The organism is Cupriavidus agavae, assembly GCF_004217045.1.
GTDB lineage: Bacteria > Pseudomonadota > Gammaproteobacteria > Burkholderiales > Burkholderiaceae > Cupriavidus > Cupriavidus agavae.
The window spans coordinates 1,897,700-1,916,056 of the sequence record NZ_SGXM01000001.1; the positions used below are offsets into that span (position 1 = coordinate 1,897,700).

At 65.9% G+C, this 18,357-nt stretch carries 21 protein-coding genes; 9 read left to right on the forward strand and 12 right to left on the reverse strand.

All coding sequences use genetic code 11. The features are described from left to right. Positions 1–32 precede the first annotated feature (32 nt). From EV147_RS08605 to EV147_RS08635, 7 genes are all read right to left on the reverse strand, one after another. A complete protein-coding gene (locus EV147_RS08605) occupies positions 33–1,574 on the reverse strand; it encodes a 2-isopropylmalate synthase (protein ID WP_130390669.1) in 1,542 nt (513 codons plus the stop codon). A 342-nt stretch (positions 1,575–1,916) separates the two neighbouring features. Then, positions 1,917–2,420 carry a peptidoglycan-binding protein LysM gene (gene lysM, locus EV147_RS08610; protein ID WP_130390670.1) on the reverse strand — a complete coding sequence of 168 codons (504 nt, stop codon included), beginning with the start codon at positions 2,418–2,420 and terminating at the stop codon, positions 1,917–1,919. A 66-nt stretch (positions 2,421–2,486) separates the two neighbouring features. Next, positions 2,487–3,395 carry a CDP-diacylglycerol--serine O-phosphatidyltransferase gene (gene pssA, locus EV147_RS08615; RefSeq protein ID WP_130390671.1) on the reverse strand — a complete coding sequence of 303 codons (909 nt, stop codon included), beginning with the start codon at positions 3,393–3,395 and terminating at the stop codon, positions 2,487–2,489. A gap of 34 nt (positions 3,396–3,429) precedes the next feature. Beyond that, positions 3,430–4,083, reverse strand: a complete 654-nt coding sequence (locus EV147_RS08620; RefSeq protein WP_130390672.1) for a phosphatidylserine decarboxylase — start codon at positions 4,081–4,083, stop codon at positions 3,430–3,432. Positions 4,084–4,355: 272 nt separating this feature from the next. Next, on the reverse strand, positions 4,356–5,372 hold the full coding sequence (gene ilvC, locus EV147_RS08625; protein WP_130390673.1) for a ketol-acid reductoisomerase: 1,017 nt from the start codon (positions 5,370–5,372) through the stop codon (positions 4,356–4,358). Between the two features lie 133 nt (positions 5,373–5,505). Continuing rightward, positions 5,506–5,997: an acetolactate synthase small subunit gene (ilvN, locus tag EV147_RS08630; protein WP_130390674.1), complete on the reverse strand. Its 492-nt coding sequence runs from the start codon at positions 5,995–5,997 to the stop codon at positions 5,506–5,508. Beyond that, the gene (locus EV147_RS08635) at positions 5,997–7,760 is read right to left on the reverse strand and encodes an acetolactate synthase 3 catalytic subunit (protein WP_130390675.1); all 1,764 of its coding nucleotides are present in this window, start codon (positions 7,758–7,760) and stop codon (positions 5,997–5,999) included. Before EV147_RS08635 ends, ilvN begins: the two co-directional genes overlap by 1 nt. A 389-nt stretch (positions 7,761–8,149) precedes the next feature. On the opposite strand from EV147_RS08635, the gene EV147_RS08640 reads away from it, so the two are divergent. From EV147_RS08640 to EV147_RS08675, 8 genes are all read left to right on the forward strand, one after another. Next, positions 8,150–8,716 carry an RNA polymerase sigma factor gene (locus EV147_RS08640; protein WP_130391238.1) on the forward strand — a complete coding sequence of 189 codons (567 nt, stop codon included), beginning with the start codon at positions 8,150–8,152 and terminating at the stop codon, positions 8,714–8,716. Then, the gene (locus EV147_RS08645) at positions 8,713–9,156 is read left to right on the forward strand and encodes a DUF3619 family protein (RefSeq protein ID WP_130390676.1); all 444 of its coding nucleotides are present in this window, start codon (positions 8,713–8,715) and stop codon (positions 9,154–9,156) included. The genes EV147_RS08640 and EV147_RS08645 overlap by 4 nt, the downstream gene beginning before the upstream one ends. Further along, positions 9,156–9,944, forward strand: coding sequence for a DUF3106 domain-containing protein (locus tag EV147_RS08650; protein WP_130390677.1), 789 nt, complete (start codon positions 9,156–9,158; stop codon positions 9,942–9,944). Before EV147_RS08645 ends, EV147_RS08650 begins: the two co-directional genes overlap by 1 nt. A gap of 97 nt (positions 9,945–10,041) precedes the next feature. After that, positions 10,042–10,581: an RDD family protein gene (locus EV147_RS08655; protein WP_130391239.1), complete on the forward strand. Its 540-nt coding sequence runs from the start codon at positions 10,042–10,044 to the stop codon at positions 10,579–10,581. Then, a complete protein-coding gene (locus EV147_RS08660) occupies positions 10,578–11,585 on the forward strand; it encodes an esterase/lipase family protein (protein WP_130390678.1) in 1,008 nt (335 codons plus the stop codon). Before EV147_RS08655 ends, EV147_RS08660 begins: the two co-directional genes overlap by 4 nt. Positions 11,586–11,680: 95 nt before the next feature. Next, positions 11,681–12,685, forward strand: a complete 1,005-nt coding sequence (locus tag EV147_RS08665; protein ID WP_130391240.1) for a UDP-2,3-diacylglucosamine diphosphatase — start codon at positions 11,681–11,683, stop codon at positions 12,683–12,685. A gap of 115 nt (positions 12,686–12,800) precedes the next feature. Then, positions 12,801–13,919, forward strand: a complete 1,119-nt coding sequence (locus EV147_RS08670; protein ID WP_130390679.1) for a glycosyltransferase family 4 protein — start codon at positions 12,801–12,803, stop codon at positions 13,917–13,919. Further along, positions 13,846–14,343: a diacylglycerol kinase gene (locus tag EV147_RS08675; RefSeq protein ID WP_130390680.1), complete on the forward strand. Its 498-nt coding sequence runs from the start codon at positions 13,846–13,848 to the stop codon at positions 14,341–14,343. The genes EV147_RS08670 and EV147_RS08675 overlap by 74 nt, the downstream gene beginning before the upstream one ends. A gap of 9 nt (positions 14,344–14,352) precedes the next feature. Here the strand turns inward: EV147_RS08675 and EV147_RS08680 are convergent, their stop codons facing one another. The 3 genes from EV147_RS08680 to EV147_RS08690 all read right to left on the reverse strand — a co-directional run bounded on the left by EV147_RS08680 (position 14,353) and on the right by EV147_RS08690 (position 16,439). Then, a complete protein-coding gene (locus tag EV147_RS08680; RefSeq protein WP_130390681.1) occupies positions 14,353–15,042 on the reverse strand; it encodes a DUF1120 domain-containing protein in 690 nt (229 codons plus the stop codon). A 105-nt stretch (positions 15,043–15,147) separates the two neighbouring features. Further along, positions 15,148–15,732, reverse strand: a complete 585-nt coding sequence (locus tag EV147_RS08685) for an LOG family protein (protein ID WP_130390682.1) — start codon at positions 15,730–15,732, stop codon at positions 15,148–15,150. Then, entirely contained in the window at positions 15,729–16,439 is a 711-nt protein-coding gene (locus EV147_RS08690; protein WP_130390683.1) for a TetR/AcrR family transcriptional regulator, read from the reverse strand. Before EV147_RS08690 ends, EV147_RS08685 begins: the two co-directional genes overlap by 4 nt. A 185-nt stretch (positions 16,440–16,624) precedes the next feature. On the opposite strand from EV147_RS08690, the gene EV147_RS08695 reads away from it, so the two are divergent. Then, complete coding sequence (locus tag EV147_RS08695) at positions 16,625–17,311, forward strand: DUF1120 domain-containing protein (RefSeq protein WP_130390684.1); 687 nt, start codon at positions 16,625–16,627, stop codon at positions 17,309–17,311. 15 nt (positions 17,312–17,326) lie between these two features. Here EV147_RS08695 and EV147_RS08700 read toward each other — a convergent pair whose 3' ends face one another. After that, entirely contained in the window at positions 17,327–17,929 is a 603-nt protein-coding gene (locus tag EV147_RS08700) for a DUF924 family protein (protein WP_130390685.1), read from the reverse strand. After that, positions 17,916–18,353 carry a group II truncated hemoglobin gene (locus EV147_RS08705; RefSeq protein ID WP_235844632.1) on the reverse strand — a complete coding sequence of 146 codons (438 nt, stop codon included), beginning with the start codon at positions 18,351–18,353 and terminating at the stop codon, positions 17,916–17,918. Before EV147_RS08705 ends, EV147_RS08700 begins: the two co-directional genes overlap by 14 nt. Positions 18,354–18,357: the final 4 nt, after the last annotated feature.

Sequence of the window (18,357 nt, forward strand, 5' to 3'; positions counted from 1 at the left end):
TGGGCCCGACCGGCGCATCGCAGGTTTCCGAATCAGATCTGCGGGTTGATCTTCTGCACGGCCTTGTCGTGCAGCTTGTTCAGTGCAGCCAGGTAAGCCTTGGCCGAGGCGGCGACGATATCGGGATCGGTACCCACGCCGTTGACGATGCGGCCAGCCTTCGACAGGCGCACGGTCACTTCACCCTGCGCCTGCGTGCCCGCCGTGATCGCGTTCACCGAGTACAGCACCAGTTCGGCGCCGCTGCCAACCTTACCTTCGATCGCGTGCAGCGTGGCATCCACCGGGCCGTTGCCCTCGGCCTCGCCCACCTGCTCGGTGCCGTCGGCGTTGAACACCACGCGGGCGTGCGGCCGCTCGCCCGTTTCGGAGCGCTGCGACAGCGAGACGAAGCGGTAGTGCTCATTGGCGTGCTCCTGCTCCTCGTCGGACACGATCGCCATGATGTCTTCGTCGAAGATCTCGGCCTTCTGGTCTGCCAGTTCCTTGAAGCGCGTGAACGCGGCGTTGACTTCCGCCTCGCTGTCGAGCGCGATGCCAAGTTCCTGCAGGCGCTGCTTGAACGCGTTGCGGCCCGAGAGCTTGCCCAGCACGATCTTGTTGGCGGTCCAGCCCACGTCCTCGGCCCGCATGATCTCGTAGGTATCACGCGCCTTGAGCACGCCGTCCTGGTGGATGCCCGAGGCGTGCGCGAAGGCGTTGGCGCCCACCACGGCCTTGTTCGGCTGCACCACGAAGCCGGTCACCTGCGACACCAGCTTCGAGGCCGGCACGATCTGCGTGGTGTCGATGCCGACATCCATATTGAAGTAGTCGCGGCGCGTCTTGACGGCCATCACCACCTCTTCGAGGCTGGTATTGCCGGCGCGCTCGCCCAGGCCGTTGATCGTGCATTCGATCTGGCGGGCACCGCCAAGCTTCACGGCAGCCAGCGAGTTGGCCACGGCCATGCCGAGGTCGTTATGGCAGTGCACCGACCATACCGCCTTGTCCGAATTCGGAATGCGTTCGCGCACCGAGCGGATCAGTTCGGCATAGCCTTCCGGCACGGCGTAGCCCACGGTATCCGGCAGGTTGATCGTCGTGGCGCCTTCGGCGATCACGCCTTCGAGCACGCGGCACAGGAAATCCATGTCCGAACGGCTGCCGTCTTCTGGCGAAAATTCGATGTCGTCGGTGAACTGGCGGGCAAAGCGCACGGCCAGGCGGGCCTGTTCGTACACCTGATCGGGCGTCATGCGCAGCTTCTTCTCCATGTGCAGCGCCGACGTGGCGATGAACGTATGGATCCGGAACGAGTTGGCGGGCTTGAGCGCCTCGGCTGCGCGGGCGATGTCCTTGTCGTTGGCGCGGGCCAGCGAGCAGATCGTCGAATCCTTGACCACCTGGGCAATCGAGCGGATGGCCTCGAAGTCGCCATTGGAGCTGGCCGCAAAGCCGGCCTCGATCACATCGACCTTCAGGCGCTCCAGCTGGCGCGCGATGCGGATCTTCTCCTCGCGGGTCATGGAGGCACCGGGCGACTGCTCGCCGTCGCGCAAGGTGGTGTCGAAAATGATGAGTTTGTCAGACATTTGTGGAGCTCCTGGGCTGTGCCTTATGTGCTGTGTGTGCCGTATCTGCCGACGACCCGCATTCCGTACACCGGGCATTCGGTCGGAATGCAAAACGCCCCGGCGTGCATCGATGCAGGCCGGGGCGTTTGAAAATCCTGGTGATTTCCGCGCTAGGGCGAAACGACGATCCCTTAGCGCGCGCGCAACCCGACCTGACGGCCTAGTAGGCCACCTAGTGCGGTGCGGGCGATGAGGATCTGGCGCGAAATCATGTCGGCGACTATAGCCGGTTTGCAGCAGGCTTGCAACCGGGGCGTTTCCCGGGGGCCAGCCGCGAACCGGAGGCTACCGCTCAGCCAATCACTTCGGCGGGATGCGCAGCTTCTGGCCCGGATAGATCTTGTCCGGGTGCGTCAGCATCGGCTTGTTGGCCTCGAAGATCTTGTTGTACTCGGCGCCATTGCCGTAGGCGGCCTGCGAGATGGCCCAGAGTGTGTCGCCCTTGACCACGGTGTGCCACTGGGATTCGGCGGTCTCCACGTTGACCGACATCTTGTCCTCCACCGATTCCACGCCCTCCACGTTGCCGGCGCACAAAATGATCTTCTCGCGCGTGGCCTGGTCCGGTGCAACGCCGAACACGGTCACCTTGCCCTGCGACCCGTCCACGGTCACGGTCAGTCCCGTCGCGCTCAGGCCCATCTGCGCGATATACGCCTCGATGGCGTCGCCGGCGGCACGGTTGGCGGCCTCGGCCTTGTCGCTGGCGGACGGGTCGGCCTTTGCAGCCTCCTGGGCCGCCTTGGCCTCGCCCTTGCCGAACAGCTTCTCTCCCGCTTCCTTGATGAAGTCGAACATGCCCATGACATTCTCCTTGGTGTGGCGCAGAAAAACGAAGGGCGCCCGAGAGCGCCCTTCATCAGAAAAACTTTAATTGTCCTTGCCGGGGTTGCCGCCGGCACCCAGTGCACGCTGCTTCCGTACGCCGCCGGGATCGCCATGGATGGACCGCCAGGCCCACAGGATGTAGCCCGAGATCGCATAGGCCACGAACAGGCCGAACAGCGCGACGGGCGGGTCCGACGACACCACCACGAACAGCACCAGCACGAGCACCATCATGCCGAACGGCACGCGGTAGCGCACGTCCAGGGCCTTGCCGCTGTAGAACGGCGCGTTGGATACCATCGACAGGCCGGCGTACATCGTGATCCCGAACGCCGCCCACGGCATCCACAGTTCCTTGACCGGCAGCTTGTTGTCGATCGCCAGCCAGACGAAACCGGCGATCAGCGCCGCCGCGGCCGGGCTCGGCAGGCCCTGGAAAAAGCGCTTGTCGACCACGCCGATATTGGCGTTGAAGCGCGCCAGACGCAGCGCCGCACAGGTGCAGTAGACAAACGCGGCGATCCAGCCCCACTTTCCGAGGTCGTGCAGGATCCACTCGTACATCACCAGCGCCGGCGCCACGCCGAACGAGGTCATGTCGGACAGCGAATCGTACTGCTCGCCGAAAGCGCTCTGGGTATTGGTGATGCGCGCCACGCGGCCGTCCATGCCGTCAAGCACCATGGCCGCGAAAATGGCGATGGCCGCCACATCGAAGCGCATGTTCATCGCCTGCACGATGGCAAAGAAGCCGGCGAACAGCGCGGCGGTGGTGAACGCGTTGGGCAGCAGGTAGATGCCGCGCCGGCGCGGGCGCACGTATTCGATGTCGTGCTCGTCGTCGGCGTCGTAGGCGTCGGCCTCGTTGCGCAGCTGGTTATGGCGGAACGGCCGCAGGTGCGTCACGTTGCCGCTGCTGACGCGCTTGTTGCGTCGGTTGAAGGCACCCATGCCTGGTCTCCTGTCCTGACGGTTCGGGGGCCGCTCAGCCCTGGACGTCCAGTTCGGCCAGCACGGTCGCGGACGCCGACACCTTCTCGCCGATCGTCACGCGCGGGCGGGCATCCACCGGCAGGTACACGTCCACGCGCGAGCCGAAGCGGATAAAGCCGTAGCGCTGGCCGCGCGACAGCGTGTCGCCCACCTTCGTGTAGCACAGGATACGGCGGGCCACCAGGCCGGCCACCTGCACCAGCGTCACCAGCTGGCCATCGGCCGCGCGGCGCACCACTACCGCGTTGCGCTCGTTCTCCAGCGACGCCTTGTCGAGGTCCGCGTTGACGAACTTGCCCGGGAAATATTCGAGCTTCTCGACCTTGCCATCGAGCGACGAGCGGTTCGAGTGCACGTTGAACACGTTCATGAACACGCTGATCTTGAGCGCCTCGCGGCCCGCATACGGGTCCATGGTCTTTTCCACCACGACGATGCGGCCGTCCGCAGGCGCCAGGATGGCGTTCGGGGCAGAGGGAATCGGGCGCGGCGGGTCACGGAAGAACTGCAGCACGAAAACCGTGATGATCCACAGCGGCAACGCCCACCAGAAACCCGCGCTGACATGGACCAGCAGCGAGATGATGAAAGCGCCGGCCAGGAACGGCCAGCCTTCACGGGCGATCAGCGGATGAGGATAGTTCATGCAAGCATTGTTCTGTTGGTCGCGCGGTTTTTGCAAACCCTGTCGACAAGGCCGGGGCGGCGCATGGCGCGCACGCGTTTCGCGCCTGTCGAAGCGAAATATAAGAAAAAATCAGGCCTGCGCCTGAAAAAGTCCGACAAGGATAACAAAAAGCCGCCCAGTCCCCGCCGAAATGTCTCCCGATAGGCAGGGAAACCGGCGCCCGACTGGGCGGCTGTGGCAGGTGGCGGGTGTCCGGCCAGCCGGCCGGGCCCGCCCCTGGCCCGTACTGCTTAGTTCTTCGACTGGTCGACCAGCTTGTTCTTGGCGATCCACGGCATCATCGCGCGCAGCTTGCCGCCCACTTCCTCGATCTGGTGCTCGGCCGTCAGGCGGCGGCGCGAGATCAGCGTCGGGGCGCCGGCCTTGTTCTCCAGCAGGAAGCTCTTGGCGTACTCACCGGTCTGGATGTCCTTCAGGACGTCCTTCATGGCCTTCTTGGTCTCTTCGGTCACGACGCGCGGGCCGGTGACGTATTCGCCATATTCGGCGTTGTTCGAGATCGAGTAGTTCATGTTGGCGATGCCGCCTTCGTAGATCAGGTCGACGATCAGCTTCAGCTCGTGCAGGCACTCGAAGTAGGCCATTTCCGGCGCGTAGCCGGCTTCCACCAGCGTCTCGAAGCCAGCCTTGATCAGCTCGACGGTACCGCCGCACAGCACGGCCTGCTCGCCGAACAGGTCGGTTTCGGTTTCTTCGCGGAAGTTGGTCTCGATGATGCCGGCACGGCCGCCGCCGTTGGCGGTGGCGTACGACAGGGCGATGTCACGCGCGGCGCCCGACTTGTTCTGGTGCACGGCGATCAGGTGCGGCACGCCGCCACCCTGCGCGTACGTGGAACGCACCGTGTGGCCCGGGGCCTTCGGGGCGATCATGATCACGTCCAGGTCGGCACGCGGGATCACGGCACCGTAGTGCACGTTGAAGCCGTGGGCGAAGGCCAGCGCGGCGCCTTCCTTGATGTTGTCGTGCACTTCGTTCTTGTAGACATCGGCGATCTGCTCGTCCGGCAGCAGGATCATGACCACGTCGGCGCCCTTCACGGACTCGGCCACTTCCTTGACCTGCACGCCGGCGTTCACGGCCTTGTTCCACGACGCGCCGCTCTTGCGCAGGCCGACCGTCACGTTGACGCCCGAATCCTTCAGGTTCAGCGCGTGGGCGTGGCCTTGCGAGCCGTAGCCGATGATGGTGACGTTCTTGCCCTTGATGAGGGAGAGGTCGGCGTCCTTGTCGTAAAACACTTTCATGATGGTTCCTTCAATTTCTCAAATCTTCGTATAGGGGTGGCGGCGGGACGCTACGGCTATTGGTAACGTGCGCCGCGCCGCTTCGGGATACTGCTGTCGGCTTGTGGCCGTGCTCTGTTGCCGGGGGCGCCGGTCAGACCTTCAGGATGCGCTCGCCACGGCCGATGCCGGAGCCGCCCGTGCGGACGGTTTCCAGGATCGCGGTGCGGTCGATGGCATCGAGGAACGCATCCAGCTTGCCGCCGTTGCCGGTCAGCTCGATGGTGTACGTCTTTTCGGTCACATCGATGACGCGGCCACGGAAGATGTCGGCGGTGCGCTTCATTTCCTCGCGCTCCTTGCCCACGGCACGCACCTTGACGAGCATCAGCTCGCGCTCGATGTGCGCACCTTCGGTCAGGTCGACCACCTTGACCACCTCCACCAGCCGGTTCAGGTGCTTCGTGATCTGTTCGATCACGTCATCCGAACCGGTGGTGACGATGGTCATCCGCGACAGCGACGCATCTTCGGTGGGGGCCACCGTCAGCGTCTCGATGTTGTACCCGCGTGCAGAGAACAGGCCCACCACGCGCGACAGCGCGCCGGCTTCGTTTTCCAGCAGGACCGAGATAATGTGTCGCATCACAGGTCCTCCACGCCGAGCAGCATTTCGGAGATACCCTTGCCGGCCTGGACCATCGGCCACACGTTCTCGGTGGGGTCGGTCTGGAAGTCCAGGAACACGGTGCGATCCTTGAGGCGGAACGCTTCGCGCAGCGCCGGCTCGACGTCTGACGTCTTCTCGATGCGCATGCCGACGTGGCCATAGGCCTCCGCCAGCTTCACGAAGTCAGGCAGCGCGGTCATGTAGGAATGCGAGTAGCGGTTGTCGTACTCGATTTCCTGCCACTGGCGCACCATGCCCAGGTAGCCGTTGTTGAGCGAGCAGATCTTGACCGGGGTGTCGTACTGCAGGCAGGTGGACAGTTCCTGGATACACATCTGGATCGAGCCTTCACCGGTGATGGTGACGACTTCCTTGTCCGGGAACGCCTTCTTGATGCCCATGGCGTACGGCAGGCCCACGCCCATCGTGCCCAGGCCGCCCGAGTTGATCCAGCGGCGCGGCTCGTTGAACTTGTAGAACTGCGCGGCCCACATCTGGTGCTGGCCGACGTCGGAGCAGACGAACGCGTCGCCCTTGGTCAGTTCCCAGATCTTCTCCACCACGTACTGCGGCTTGATGATCTCGGAATCGCGGTCGTACTTGAGGCAGTTCACCGAACGCCACTGCTCGATCTGGTCCCACCACTTCGCCAGCGCCTCGCGCTTCGGCTTGACGTCGCTGGCCTTGATCTGGGCGATCAGTTCCTGCAGCACGTCCTTGACGTTGCCGACGATGGGGATATCCACCTTGACGCGCTTCGAGATCGACGACGGATCGATGTCGATATGGATAATCTTGCGCGCCTGGGAAGTGAAGTGCGCCGGGTTGCCGATCACGCGGTCATCGAACCGTGCGCCGATGGCGATCAGCACGTCGCAGTTCTGCATGGCCATGTTGGCTTCATACGTGCCGTGCATGCCGAGCATGCCCAGGAACTGCTTGTGCGAACCCGGGAACGCGCCCAGGCCCATCAGCGTGTTGGTGACCGGATGGCCCGTCAGCGCCGCCAGTTCGCGCAGCTCGTCGCTGGCATTGGCCAGCACCACGCCGCCGCCGGTGTAGATGTACGGACGCTCGGCGCCCTGCAGCAGCGCCACGGCCTTGCGGATCTGGCCCGAATGGCCCTTGTTGACCGGGTTGTACGACCGCATGTCCACGGCCTTCGGGTACTCGAACTTGCAGGCGTTGCGCGACACGTCCTTCGGGATATCGACGACCACGGGGCCGGGACGGCCGGTGGCGGCGATGAAGAACGCCTTCTTGATCGTCGCGGCCAGGTCGCGCACGTCCTTCACGAGGAAGTTGTGCTTGACGATGGGACGCGTGATGCCAACGGTATCGCACTCCTGGAACGCGTCCTGGCCAATGGCGTGGGTCGGCACGTTGCCGGTGATCACCACCATCGGGATCGAGTCCAGGTAGGCCGTGGCGATGCCGGTGACGGCATTGGTCACGCCGGGACCCGAAGTCACCAGGGCGACGCCGACCTTGCCGGTCGCGCGGGCATAGCCGTCAGCGGCATGCACGGCGGCCTGCTCGTGGCGCACCAGGATGTGTTCGAATTTCTTTTGCTTGTGGAGCTCGTCGTAGATATACAGCACTGCTCCGCCGGGGTAGCCCCAGACGTACTCGACGCCTTCTTCGGCAAGTGCGTGAACGAGGATTTCCGCTCCGATCATTTCGCGAGCGGAGGATGAATTGCTGTCTGCGTGGGAGAATTCCGCGCTGGGCATGTTCATTTCAGTCCTTTGCAATTTTCGGCAAAAAATTGTTTGGATGCTCTCTGCCGGGCTTTTGGCTCGGGTTCAAGCGGTGCGCGTCTGCATGAAAAGACCGCCTTATAAGCGGTCTGATGAGACAACCACTGATGTCGTGTGAACCGCCGATGATACTGCAATGCACCAGCGCGGACAATGGACTTTTGCACCACGGCGCCCCGTGCGGCGCATGGACGCGACAGCCGCCCCGCCAGGGGCAGGCATCCATGTCTGCACATCCAGACAGCAGTGGCCGGGCACAGCCGTTTTTTGCTAGGATCGCAGACATTTCCGGCGTGCCACAGGACTTCCAAGGCACATTTGCCGGTGTCATCCCTCGATTCCTGCCCAACCCGCCGCTTTTCGCCTGCATGGCCACCGACAAGGAACTCTCCGATTTTCTAGCCAGTGTGGAACGCCGCGCCTTCAAGCAGGCCGTGTTCGCCGTGCGGGACGACGAAGCCGCGCTCGATATCGTGCAGGACGCCATGATCAAGCTGGCGGAGAAGTATGGCGACAAGGGCGCCGCGGAGTTGGCGCCGCTGTTCCAGCGCATCCTGCAGAACACCATCCACGACTGGTTCCGCCGCCAGAAAGTGCGCAATACGTGGGTCACGCTGTTCTCGAACCTGCGCGACGAGCGCGACGGCGACGACAGCGACCTGCTGGACACGCTGGTGTCCGAATCGGGCACCGAAATGTCCGAAAGCAGCGCCGACAAGGTTGAGCGGGCACAGGTCATGCATATCATCGAACAGGAAATCCAGCGCCTGCCCACGCGTCAACGCGAGGCTTTCCTGATGCGTTACTGGGAGGATATGGACGTGGCCGAGACGGCAGCCGTGATGGGCTGTTCGGAAGGCAGCGTCAAGACGCACTGTTCCCGTGCAACGCACACACTGGCGCAGGCCTTGCGCGCGCGGGGGGTCCGACTATGAGCAGAAACGAACGAGATATCCACGAACGGCGCATCGCCCGTCAGATCCGCTCGGCACTCGATGCCTCGGCGGACGCGGTGCCGCACGACATTGCCGAACGGCTGGCCGCCGCGCGGCGCATGGCGCTGGCCGCGAAAAAGGCCGAGGCGCCCGCCCACGTGCCGCAACTGGCCATGCCGGGCGCCGCGCGCGGCTACAGCTTCGATGACGGTGACGATGGCCCGCTGCACCGTGCCGGGGCATGGATGCGCAAGCTCGCCCTGGTCTGGACGCTGGTGGCGCTCGGCGCCGGCCTGCTCGGCATCTACCGCTGGCAGGAGCAGAAGCGCATCGAGGAACTGGCCGATGTCGATGCCGCGATGCTGCTCGACGACCTGCCGCCCACCGCCTACGCCGACCAGGGATTCCACGTGTTCCTGAAGCGCGACCACGATCAGTGATGGCGCACCGCACCCCTCTGACCGCCGCGCTGCGCCGCCGGTTTGCCGCACTATGCGTTGCAGTTTCGGCGGTGGCTGCGCTCGGTGTCGATGCTGTGATCGATACGGCACGCGCACAGGGCCACGGCGCCAGCCAGCCGGTGGCGCGGCCCGTGGTCAACGCCCGCCCCACCTGGGCCGAGTTGTCGCCGGGCCATCAGAAGGTGCTCGCCCCGCTGCAGCCGCTATGGGACACCATTCCAGAACTGAACCGCCGCAAGTGGCAGCGCATCGCCGATCTCTACCCGCGCCTCAAGCCCGAGGAACAGGCCCGGCTGCAGGAACGTATGGCCGAGTGGGTCAGCATGACGCCGCAGCAGCGCCGCCTGGCGCGCGAGAACTACCAGATCACCCGCACGCTGCCTCAGGAAAAGAAGGCCGAGGCCTGGGATCGCTACCAGCAACTGCCGGAAGACCAGAAGAAAAAGCTGGCGGCCGCCGAGAAGGTGCCGGGCCGCCCCGGCGCGGTCAGCGCCCTGCCCTCGGGCAAGCGTCCGCTGCCGGAGAGCAGCCGGCCGGCTCACCATCCGTCGCGCAAGGCCGCCAGCCACCCGGAGGCGGCGCCGGCCTCCGCGCCCGCCGCGGAAGCCGTGGCGGGCGCGTCGGCACCCGCCCTGCCCGTGGCGCCCGCTGCCGTGCCGGGCGCCGGCGCTTCGGCGGTGGCCGCCGCTACGGCCGATTCGCTGACGCCCCCTGTCACCGGCGAAGCCTCGACGAACTTCCCGCAGTCCGAGGCGCCGCGCCAGTAATACCGGTACAGCGGCACGGCAAGTCACACGGACGCCCGGCTGGCCCGGACCGTTTGGCATAATGGCCGCTCGATCCCCTGCCCCGCCGCCCAGCGCCATGCCCGCCGTCACGCCAGCCTTTCCCAGCCCGTCCGCCGCTTCCGCCCCGCGCACCCCGCCGCTGCGCCGCCGCCTGCTCTGCATGCTTTATGACGGCGTGCTGCTGTTCGGCGTTCTGATGCTCGCCAGCGCCGTCTATGTGGGCGCCCGCCCGCTGCTGCAGCAGGCCGGACTCGACCATCCCTACGCCCGCCAGGCGTGGATCTTCGTGGTGCTGGCGCTGTATTTCTCCTGGTTCTGGCAACGCAGTGGCCAGACGCTGGCAATGCAGACCTGGCGCATCCGCCTGGAAAACCGCGCCGGACACGCCCCGGGCTGGACGCAGGCGCTGCTGCGCTATGTGCTGGCGTGGCTGTGGCTGCCGCCGGCCGCCGCCGTGGGCCATGCGCTGGGGCTGACCAAGGGGCCGTTTCTCGGCGTGCTGGCCGTGGGCCTGCTGATCTGGATGTCGCTGGCGTGGCTCGATCCGCGCCGGCAGTTCCTGCATGACCGCCTGGCGGGCACCCGGCTGACCGACCTGCGTCCGCAGCAGTCGTGAGCCTGACGGCAGCCGCGCTGCGCCGCGTGGCCGTGGTGGTACAGGCCACGGCGGCACTCGCGCTGGCGGCCTGGCTCGCGCGATGGGTCGGCTGGCCCGTCCCGCTGGCCGTGGCGGCGGCCGTGGCGGCGGTGCTGGCAGGCTTTGGCCTCGGCGTGGCGCTGGCGTTTGCCGCCACGCTCGGCGGTTTCGGCATCGCGGCATCCGACCGCCTGCCGCTTTCGCCGAACTCCCCTTCGCATCCCGCGCTGGGCGCCGTGCCCGCGCTGCGCGGCTACCTGGCCGAATGCCGTGCCGTGTTCCGCATGTTCAACTGGCTGCAGCCGTTCCATTCGCGTCTGGCGTTTGTCCAGCCCGCCCGGCCGCTGCCCGACGCCCCGCCCGTGCTGCTGGTCCATGGCTATGGCTGCAACCATGCCATCTGGCTCGACATGGCGCCGGCGCTGGCGGCCGCCGGTTACCGGTGCGAAGGCATCGACCTGATGCCGGTGCTCGGCGATATCGACGACTATGCCCGCCCGCTGCTGGCCCGCGTGCGCGAGATCGCGGCGCGCACCGGCCGGGCGCCGCTGCTGGTTTGCCACAGCATGGGCGGGCTGGCCGCGCGCGCGGCCCAGGTACTGGCCGTGGCCGAGGCGGAAAGCGATGTGCCGCCCTGCGCCGGCATCGTCACGCTCGGCAGCCCCCACCATGGCTGTGCGCTGGCGCGCCTTGGCGGCGGACGCAACGCGCGGCAGATGCGCTGGCGCAGCCCGTGGCTGGCGGCACTGGCGGCCGCCGAATCCCCGGCCATGCGCGCGCGCATCGTCTCGGTCTTCAGCTGGCACGATTCGATCGCCGGCCCCGCAGGCACCGCATGGCTCGATGGCGCCCACCATATCGCGCTCGGCGGCATCGGCCATGTTTCGCTGCTGCGCGACCCGCGTGCGATCGACGCCACGCTCGCCGCGCTGGCCCACCTGCGCGGCGTGGCGGCCCCGGCACCGTGCGTCACCGATCGCTGAAACTGTCCGGCGAATTCATGTGACATTCATGTTTCCGTCATGGCTCCGTCATGGCGCGCTGGCCCAATGCAGCCATCGCCGACACCGGGGCCGCCATGGTTCAAGCCATCCGATCTACACGCGGTAGTTTCTCCAGGCTTGCGCAGCGCCTGCGCGGCAAGCCTGACGTGGCACTTCAGATGTCGGCCGCCTTCGCGGCGTTCATGCCGCCGCAGATGGACCTGCCGAGCTCGGCAACGGCAGCACCCTCCGCACTGCACCCGACCAGCGAGTCCGCCTCGCGCCCCGTGGCCGAGGGCGATGCCCCGACGCAGCGCTACCGCGCAATCTGGCTCTCGGACATCCACCTCGGCACGCCGGGCTGCCAGGCCACCTACCTGCTCGATTTCCTGAAGCACAACGACTCCGACGTGCTGTATCTCGTCGGCGACATCATCGACGGCTGGCAGCTGCGCCGTGGCTGGTACTGGCCGCAGAGCCACAACGACGTGGTGCAGAAGCTGCTGCGCAAGGCGCGCAAGGGTACCGAGGTGATCTACGTGCCCGGCAACCACGACGAAGCCGCGCGCCAGTTCGACGGCATGGCTTTTGGCGATATTACGGTGCGCGAAGACACGGTCCACGTGACCGCCACCGGCAAGCGGCTCTGGGTGGTGCACGGCGACCTGTTCGACGGCGTGGTGCAGCATGCCAAGTGGCTGGCGCACCTCGGCGATTCGCTCTACACGATGATCCTGGCGCTGAACCGGCATTTCAACCGCATCCGCGCCCGGCTCGGCTTCGACTACTGGTCGCTCTCGCAGTACCTGAAGCACCAGGTCAAGAACGCCGTGAGCTACATCAACTCGTTCGAGCACGCCATGGTGGACGAGGCGCGCCGGCGCGGCTGCGATGGCGTGGTCTGCGGCCATATCCACAAGGCCGAGATCCGCGAGGTGGACGGCCAGCTCTACTGCAACGACGGCGACTGGGTGGAAAGCCTCTCCGCGCTGGTCGAGACCATGGAAGGCGAGCTGAAGATCGTCTACTGGACCACGCTGATCGACCCACCCGAGCCGGTGAGCCGGCGCCGGCGCCGCTCGGCCACGGTGGCCGCCTGACCGGCACCCACTCCCTTCGCGCTGCCTGCGCGCACCGGCCTGCCGGCGTGCGCAGGCGCCGCGTCACCTCCCGCATCACCCCACTTCGGCCCGAACCGCCGCAAGGAGCCTCCCTATGAGAGTCATGATCGTCACCGATGCCTGGGAACCGCAGGTCAACGGCGTGGTGCGCACGCTCAAGTCCACGCGCCGCGAACTGGAGGCCATGGGCCACACCGTGGATCTGCTCACGCCGCAGGAATTCCGCACGATCCCCTGCCCCACCTACCCCGAGATCCGCCTGTCGATCCTGCCGGGCAGCCGCGTGCGCCGCCGCATCGACGCTTTCAGGCCCGAGGCGCTCCATATCGCCACCGAGGGCCCGCTCGGCATCGCCGCCCGCGCCTACGCGATCAGGCACCGGCTGCCGTTCACCACGGCCTACCACACGCGCTTCCCGGAGTACGTGCAGGCGCGTTTCGGCATTCCGCTGGCCTGGACCTACCGCTTCCTGCGCTGGTTCCACGGCCCGGCGCGCGCCGTCATGGCGCCCACGCCCGTGGTGCTCGACGACCTGCACCGCTATGGCATCACCCACGGCGTGCTGTGGACGCGCGGCGTGGACCTCGATGTCTTCACGGCCCAGCGGGCAAACGTTTTAAACACCGCACATCCGATCTTTCTCTACGTGGGCCGCGTGGCGGTGGAGAAGAACGTCGAGGCCTTCCTGCAGCTCGACCTGCCCGGCTCCAAGTGGGTGGTGGGCGACGGCCCGGCGCTGGCCGGACTCAAGGCGCGGTATCCGACCGCGAACTATCTGGGGGTGCTGAAACAGCCAGAACTGGCAAAGGTGTATGCTTCAGCAGATATTTTCGTGTTCCCGAGCCGGACCGATACCTTCGGGCTGGTTCTGCTCGAGGCGCTGGCCAGCGGCCTGCCCGTGGCGGCCTACCCGGTGACGGGTCCGATCGATGTGCTTGGCGACAGCCCGGCCGGCGTCATGCACGAAGACCTGCGGGAAGCCTGCCTGGAAGCGCTGCGCATCGACCGCGCCACGGCGCGCGCGCATGCCGAGAAGTTCTCGTGGCGCGCGGCCTCCGAGCAGTTCCTTGCCCATCTGCGCCCGCTGATGTCGAAGGCGGGTGGCACCGACAACCCGGCACAATCCGTCGCACCCGATCATGGCCAAGCCCCATCCCACGCAACCGCCCGATCCGTCGCTGCACCGGCCGACAGCCGCCCGAATGGCAGCTGAGGTGGAATCGGACTATTCCGTCGAAAACAATCCCCACAAGGGCAATCGCGGCCTGAGCCGTGCCTGGCATGCCGGCATCAACTCGCTGTCGGGCCTGCGTTACGCGGTATTGGAGGAAAGCGCGTTCCGTCAGGAACTGACACTGGTGGTGATCCTGGCGCCGTGCGCGTTCATCCTGCCGGCGACGATCGTCGAGCGCGTGCTGTTGCTCGGCACGCTGCTGCTGGTGCTGATCGTGGAACTGCTGAATTCAAGCGTGGAAGCGGCCATCGACCGGATTTCACTGGAGCGGCACAGCCTGTCGAAGCGCGCCAAGGACTTTGGCAGTGCGGCCGTGATGCTGGCGCTGGTGCTGTGCGGCGGGACGTGGCTGGCGATCGGCGGGCCGCACGTGGCGCGATGGATCGGAACCTGGCTGGGGTAGGTCCGCCACTCAGGGATAGTGGATCGATATCGTGGCCGAGCCGTCGATGGGAATGTCATCCACCAGCGGCGGCAATAGCGAGCGCTTGTTGATGCCGGGGTGGACGAAATAGACCTGGGTGATGGTCCGGAACTGCCCGGGGAACAGGGTCCCGGGCGCCGCCCAGCCGTGCTGGCGATCGGCGTGCGAAAGCCCGTTCATGCCGTCGTCCACCGGCTTGCCGGGTACCCAGGTCTTGCCACCGTCGTTGGACGTGATCATGTCGGCGAGGACGCCGTCGCCAGTGCCCTCCTTGTTCCGATAGATCAGGTACCCGCCGACATACTTGCCGTCCACCATGCCGACTCCGAACACATCGGCGTCGGTGCGATGATTCTTGTCCATGAACTTCCCCAGGCCCGGCGCCGCGGTTCCGGAGCGGTTGTCCGAGGCCGAAATCGACAGGCGGACCGGGTCGCTGCACGTCAGCGTCAGCAGGACCGGCAACGGAATCACCGACTTGAAGTCGTTTTCAGGGACATCTCTGGACAGGATGATGCCGAAATCCGTCACCCCATGTTCCGAAAGCTCCACCGAACAGGCCACCGGCTTGATGGTCCCACGCAGCTTCAGGTCAGATGACTCGGCCGCGCGCGTGGATGCCGGCAGCGTTTGCAGCATGATGGCGGCGAAAGAGACGACGGCGAAACAGCGTGGCATGGCAGGTCTCCGGACAAGGACTATCCGAAGTATTAGAGAAAAAGTGGCGAGAAGGTAGCAACCTCGGCACAGTCAGTGATTGGGCAGACGCTCCGGCCGTGGCTGTCAGGTCTTCTCGCGCCCCGCCTGCCACTTGTCCACCACCACGCGCGGCGCCGCCGCCAGTTTGCCGATCAGGTCTTCGGGGCGGGTCGACACGTGGAGCATGTCGGCATGGACCTGCTTCAGGAAACCCTCGTCCACGGCATGACCGATGAACTGCAGCATGCCATCGTAAAAACCTGAAATGTTGAGCAGGCCAACCGGCTTGTCGTGGTAACCGAGCTGGGCCCACGTGAACGTCTCGAACAGTTCTTCGAGCGTGCCGACGCCGCCGGGCATGGCGATGAAGGCATCGGCGCGGTCCGCCATCATCTGCTTGCGCTCGTGCATGTTGCGCACGACGTGGAGTTCGGTCAGGCCGCGATGACCCACCTCCTTCTGCATCAGCGCATCGGGGATGATGCCGATGGCCGTTCCGCCATGCGCCATCACGCTATCGGCCACGATGCCCATCAGTCCCACCTTGCCGCCACCGTAGACCAGAGCCAGGCCCTGCCCGGCCATGAGCCGGCCGAGTTCCTGCGCGGCCTCGGCGTATTCGGGCCGGAATCCGGGGCTGGAACCGCAGTAGACGCAGATCGATTTCACTTGCGTTCCTTGTCGGCGCGGGCCTGGTCTTCCGCTGCCTTCTGCGTGGCGTACTCGCGTGCCAACTGGTCGAACGCCTCGCGGGCCTTGCCGCGCAGGTAGGGGGCCAGAATGGAGAAAATGTGATAGCTGGAGCCGTGCAGGTAACCGCGGATCTGTTCGGGATCGTTGTACTGGCGCGGATGCTGCACGAACTGGAACGACAGCCAATAGGTGGCTATAACAACGATATTGGTGCACACCGCATCGACCTGTTCGGGCGTGGCCTCCATGTCGCCGTCTTCCTGGAACTGCCGGCAGATCTCCAGCGCAAAGCGCTTCTTCTGCTCGACAATGCGCTTGAAGTTGGTTTCCAGCATCCGGTTGCGCGCCAGCAGGTCGTTGATGTCGCGGTACAGGAAGCGGTAGTTCCAGAGAAACTCGGACATGTACTGCAGGTAGCCCCAGCTCTCGCCCAGCGTGGCCTTGTGGTCCTCGGGCATCTTCAGTCGCCGCTCCATCTCCTGCTCGAAGCGCACGAAGATGGAGTTGATGATGTCGTCCTTGTTGCGGAAGTGATAGTAGAGGTTGCCGGGACTGATCTCCATGGCCTCCGCGATCGTCGTGGTAGTGACGTTTGGCTCGCCCAGTTCGTTGAACAGGCGCAGCGAGACGTCGAGAATGCGGTCCCGGGTGCGACGCGGGCCAGTTTGCGGCTTGGCTTCCATGGTTATCTGGAGAGACTTTCGATCGGCAGGATTGGGATTATAAGCACAGCGGCCTGGCGAATCGGACGGGCCAGTATCGGCCAGGCGACCCGGCCATCACGGAATCAAGGAAACGGCTATTCCCGCAACCCATGCTGACACCGACAATTCAGCCGTGATCCACACGTAATTCGGGAGACTCCGCCATGCGCCCACGCCGTCTGCTCTCTGCCATGAGCCTGCTGGCCGCGGCGGCTGCATTCTCGGCGTCGGTTGCCACAGCCGGTTCCACCGCCCCGTTCCGCGTACGCGCCGACGTGCTGCCGGTATCGTGCGACGTGATCCTGGCCAACAATGGCGTGGTCGACTTCGGCGTCATTCCGGCCCGAAACCTCAGCGACAACGCGTTCGTCATGGCCGGCGAACGCTCCATCAACCTGACGCTGACGTGCGACGCACCGGCGCAGGTCTCGATCACCGCGACCGATGGCCGCAAGGGCACGGCGGTGGCGGGCATGGGAGCCTTCCTGTTCCCCGGCGCGCAGAACGACCAGTCGACCTTCGGCGTCGGCAGCGTCGACGGCAAGAACGTCGGAGGCTATGTCCTGTGGCGCAGCACGGCGGCAGTCGCCGACGGCGGCAGCACCGATTTCATCGCCTCTTCGGACAACGGCGCGGTCTGGCAGCGCGGCACGACCGCCACCAACGCGCTGATTCCCGACGCCCGGATGCACGGCTGGGCGCTGACTGGCACGACCATGCCGGGCGCCTACTCGACGATCAGCCAGACTTACAACATCCGGCTGGGCCTGAACAGCCGCAACGGCCTGCCACCGCTGACCGGCGACACGGCCATCGACGGCCTGGCCACCATCACGATCCACTATCTCTGACCGGCGGCACCCCGCTCAGAACGACGAGCCGGGCTGCTTCAGGAAGTCCACCTCCTCCGCCGAACTCTCGCGCCCCAGCACCGCGTTGCGATGCGGGAAACGTCCGAAGCGCGCGATGAAATCACGATGCTTCACGGCCCACTCCACCACGTCGACGGCACCGGCCGTCTCCTCACGCAGCGTGACGAACTCCCGCACCGAAATATCCTGTAGCGCCATGTCCTCGGCATGCTCGAACGGCAGGTAGCAGAACATGCGATGCCACGGCGAGGGCATCTGACGGTCCCAGCCGTCGGCCAGCAGCCGCTGCGCCAGCGCCAGCGCCTGGCCATCGGTGGCGAAGCTGCGCGGATCGCGACGGAACATGTTGCGCGGGAACTGGTCCAGCAGCACGATCCGCGCGCAGGCGCCGGCGGGCGTCACGGACCAGTCGTCCGGCGCCCCATCGTGCGCGGCCTGCCAGTCGGGCAGGAAGCGCGCGCGGATTTCGGCATCGAACGCATCTGACTTGGCGAACCATTCGCGGCGCGCCTGGTTCCACGTGGGCGCGTCCGGCAGGCCAAACCAGAAGTCGAGCACGGCCCGGGCGGCGGCGGGCGTCTGATCAGCGCTGGACATTGCGCATCCAGTCGGCGGTCTGGAACAGGGCCTGCATCAGCCGCATCTGCAAGGTTTCCGGCACGTTCACGTCCTGCATGGCCAGCGCGATGCAGCGCATCCACTGGTCGCGCTCGCTGGTGCCGATCTCGAACGGCAGGTGGCGGGCGCGCAGCTTGGGATGGCCGAAGCGGTCGATGAAATAGTTCGGGCCGCCCAGCCAGCCGCACAGGAACCAGAACAGCTTGTCGCGCGAGCCGTCGAGCGACGGCGGATGCAGCGCGCGCAGGCCGGCGAACTGGGGCTCCAGGTCCATCAGGTCGTAGAAACGGTCCACCAGCTCGCGCACGCGCGCCTCGCCGCCCAGCAGCTCGTAGGCGGTGATTTCCTGGCGCTGTTCGCCCTGGTTGTCTTCCTTGCCCGTCTCGGGGGTGTTCTCACTCATGGCA

Coding starts and splice junctions, on each gene's coding strand:
- ilvC (WP_130390673.1), bottom strand. CDS start 5,372: ATGAAAGTGTTTTACGACAAGGACGCCGACCTCTCCCTCATCAAGGGC.
- EV147_RS08695 (WP_130390684.1), top strand. CDS start 16,625: ATGCGCCCACGCCGTCTGCTCTCTGCCATGAGCCTGCTGGCCGCGGCG.
- EV147_RS08645 (WP_130390676.1), top strand. CDS start 8,713: ATGAGCAGAAACGAACGAGATATCCACGAACGGCGCATCGCCCGTCAG.
- EV147_RS08700 (WP_130390685.1), bottom strand. CDS start 17,929: ATGTCCAGCGCTGATCAGACGCCCGCCGCCGCCCGGGCCGTGCTCGAC.
- ilvN (WP_130390674.1), bottom strand. CDS start 5,997: ATGCGACACATTATCTCGGTCCTGCTGGAAAACGAAGCCGGCGCGCTG.
- EV147_RS08675 (WP_130390680.1), top strand. CDS start 13,846: ATGGCCAAGCCCCATCCCACGCAACCGCCCGATCCGTCGCTGCACCGG.
- EV147_RS08705 (WP_235844632.1), bottom strand. CDS start 18,353: ATGAGTGAGAACACCCCCGAGACGGGCAAGGAAGACAACCAGGGCGAA.
- EV147_RS08605 (WP_130390669.1), bottom strand. CDS start 1,574: ATGTCTGACAAACTCATCATTTTCGACACCACCTTGCGCGACGGCGAG.
- EV147_RS08670 (WP_130390679.1), top strand. CDS start 12,801: ATGAGAGTCATGATCGTCACCGATGCCTGGGAACCGCAGGTCAACGGC.
- EV147_RS08680 (WP_130390681.1), bottom strand. CDS start 15,042: ATGCCACGCTGTTTCGCCGTCGTCTCTTTCGCCGCCATCATGCTGCAA.
- EV147_RS08650 (WP_130390677.1), top strand. CDS start 9,156: ATGGCGCACCGCACCCCTCTGACCGCCGCGCTGCGCCGCCGGTTTGCC.
- lysM (WP_130390670.1), bottom strand. CDS start 2,420: ATGGGCATGTTCGACTTCATCAAGGAAGCGGGAGAGAAGCTGTTCGGC.
- pssA (WP_130390671.1), bottom strand. CDS start 3,395: ATGGGTGCCTTCAACCGACGCAACAAGCGCGTCAGCAGCGGCAACGTG.
- EV147_RS08635 (WP_130390675.1), bottom strand. CDS start 7,760: ATGAACATGCCCAGCGCGGAATTCTCCCACGCAGACAGCAATTCATCC.
- EV147_RS08620 (WP_130390672.1), bottom strand. CDS start 4,083: ATGAACTATCCTCATCCGCTGATCGCCCGTGAAGGCTGGCCGTTCCTG.
- EV147_RS08640 (WP_130391238.1), top strand. CDS start 8,150: ATGGCCACCGACAAGGAACTCTCCGATTTTCTAGCCAGTGTGGAACGC.
- EV147_RS08665 (WP_130391240.1), top strand. CDS start 11,681: ATGGTTCAAGCCATCCGATCTACACGCGGTAGTTTCTCCAGGCTTGCG.
- EV147_RS08655 (WP_130391239.1), top strand. CDS start 10,042: ATGCCCGCCGTCACGCCAGCCTTTCCCAGCCCGTCCGCCGCTTCCGCC.
- EV147_RS08690 (WP_130390683.1), bottom strand. CDS start 16,439: ATGGAAGCCAAGCCGCAAACTGGCCCGCGTCGCACCCGGGACCGCATT.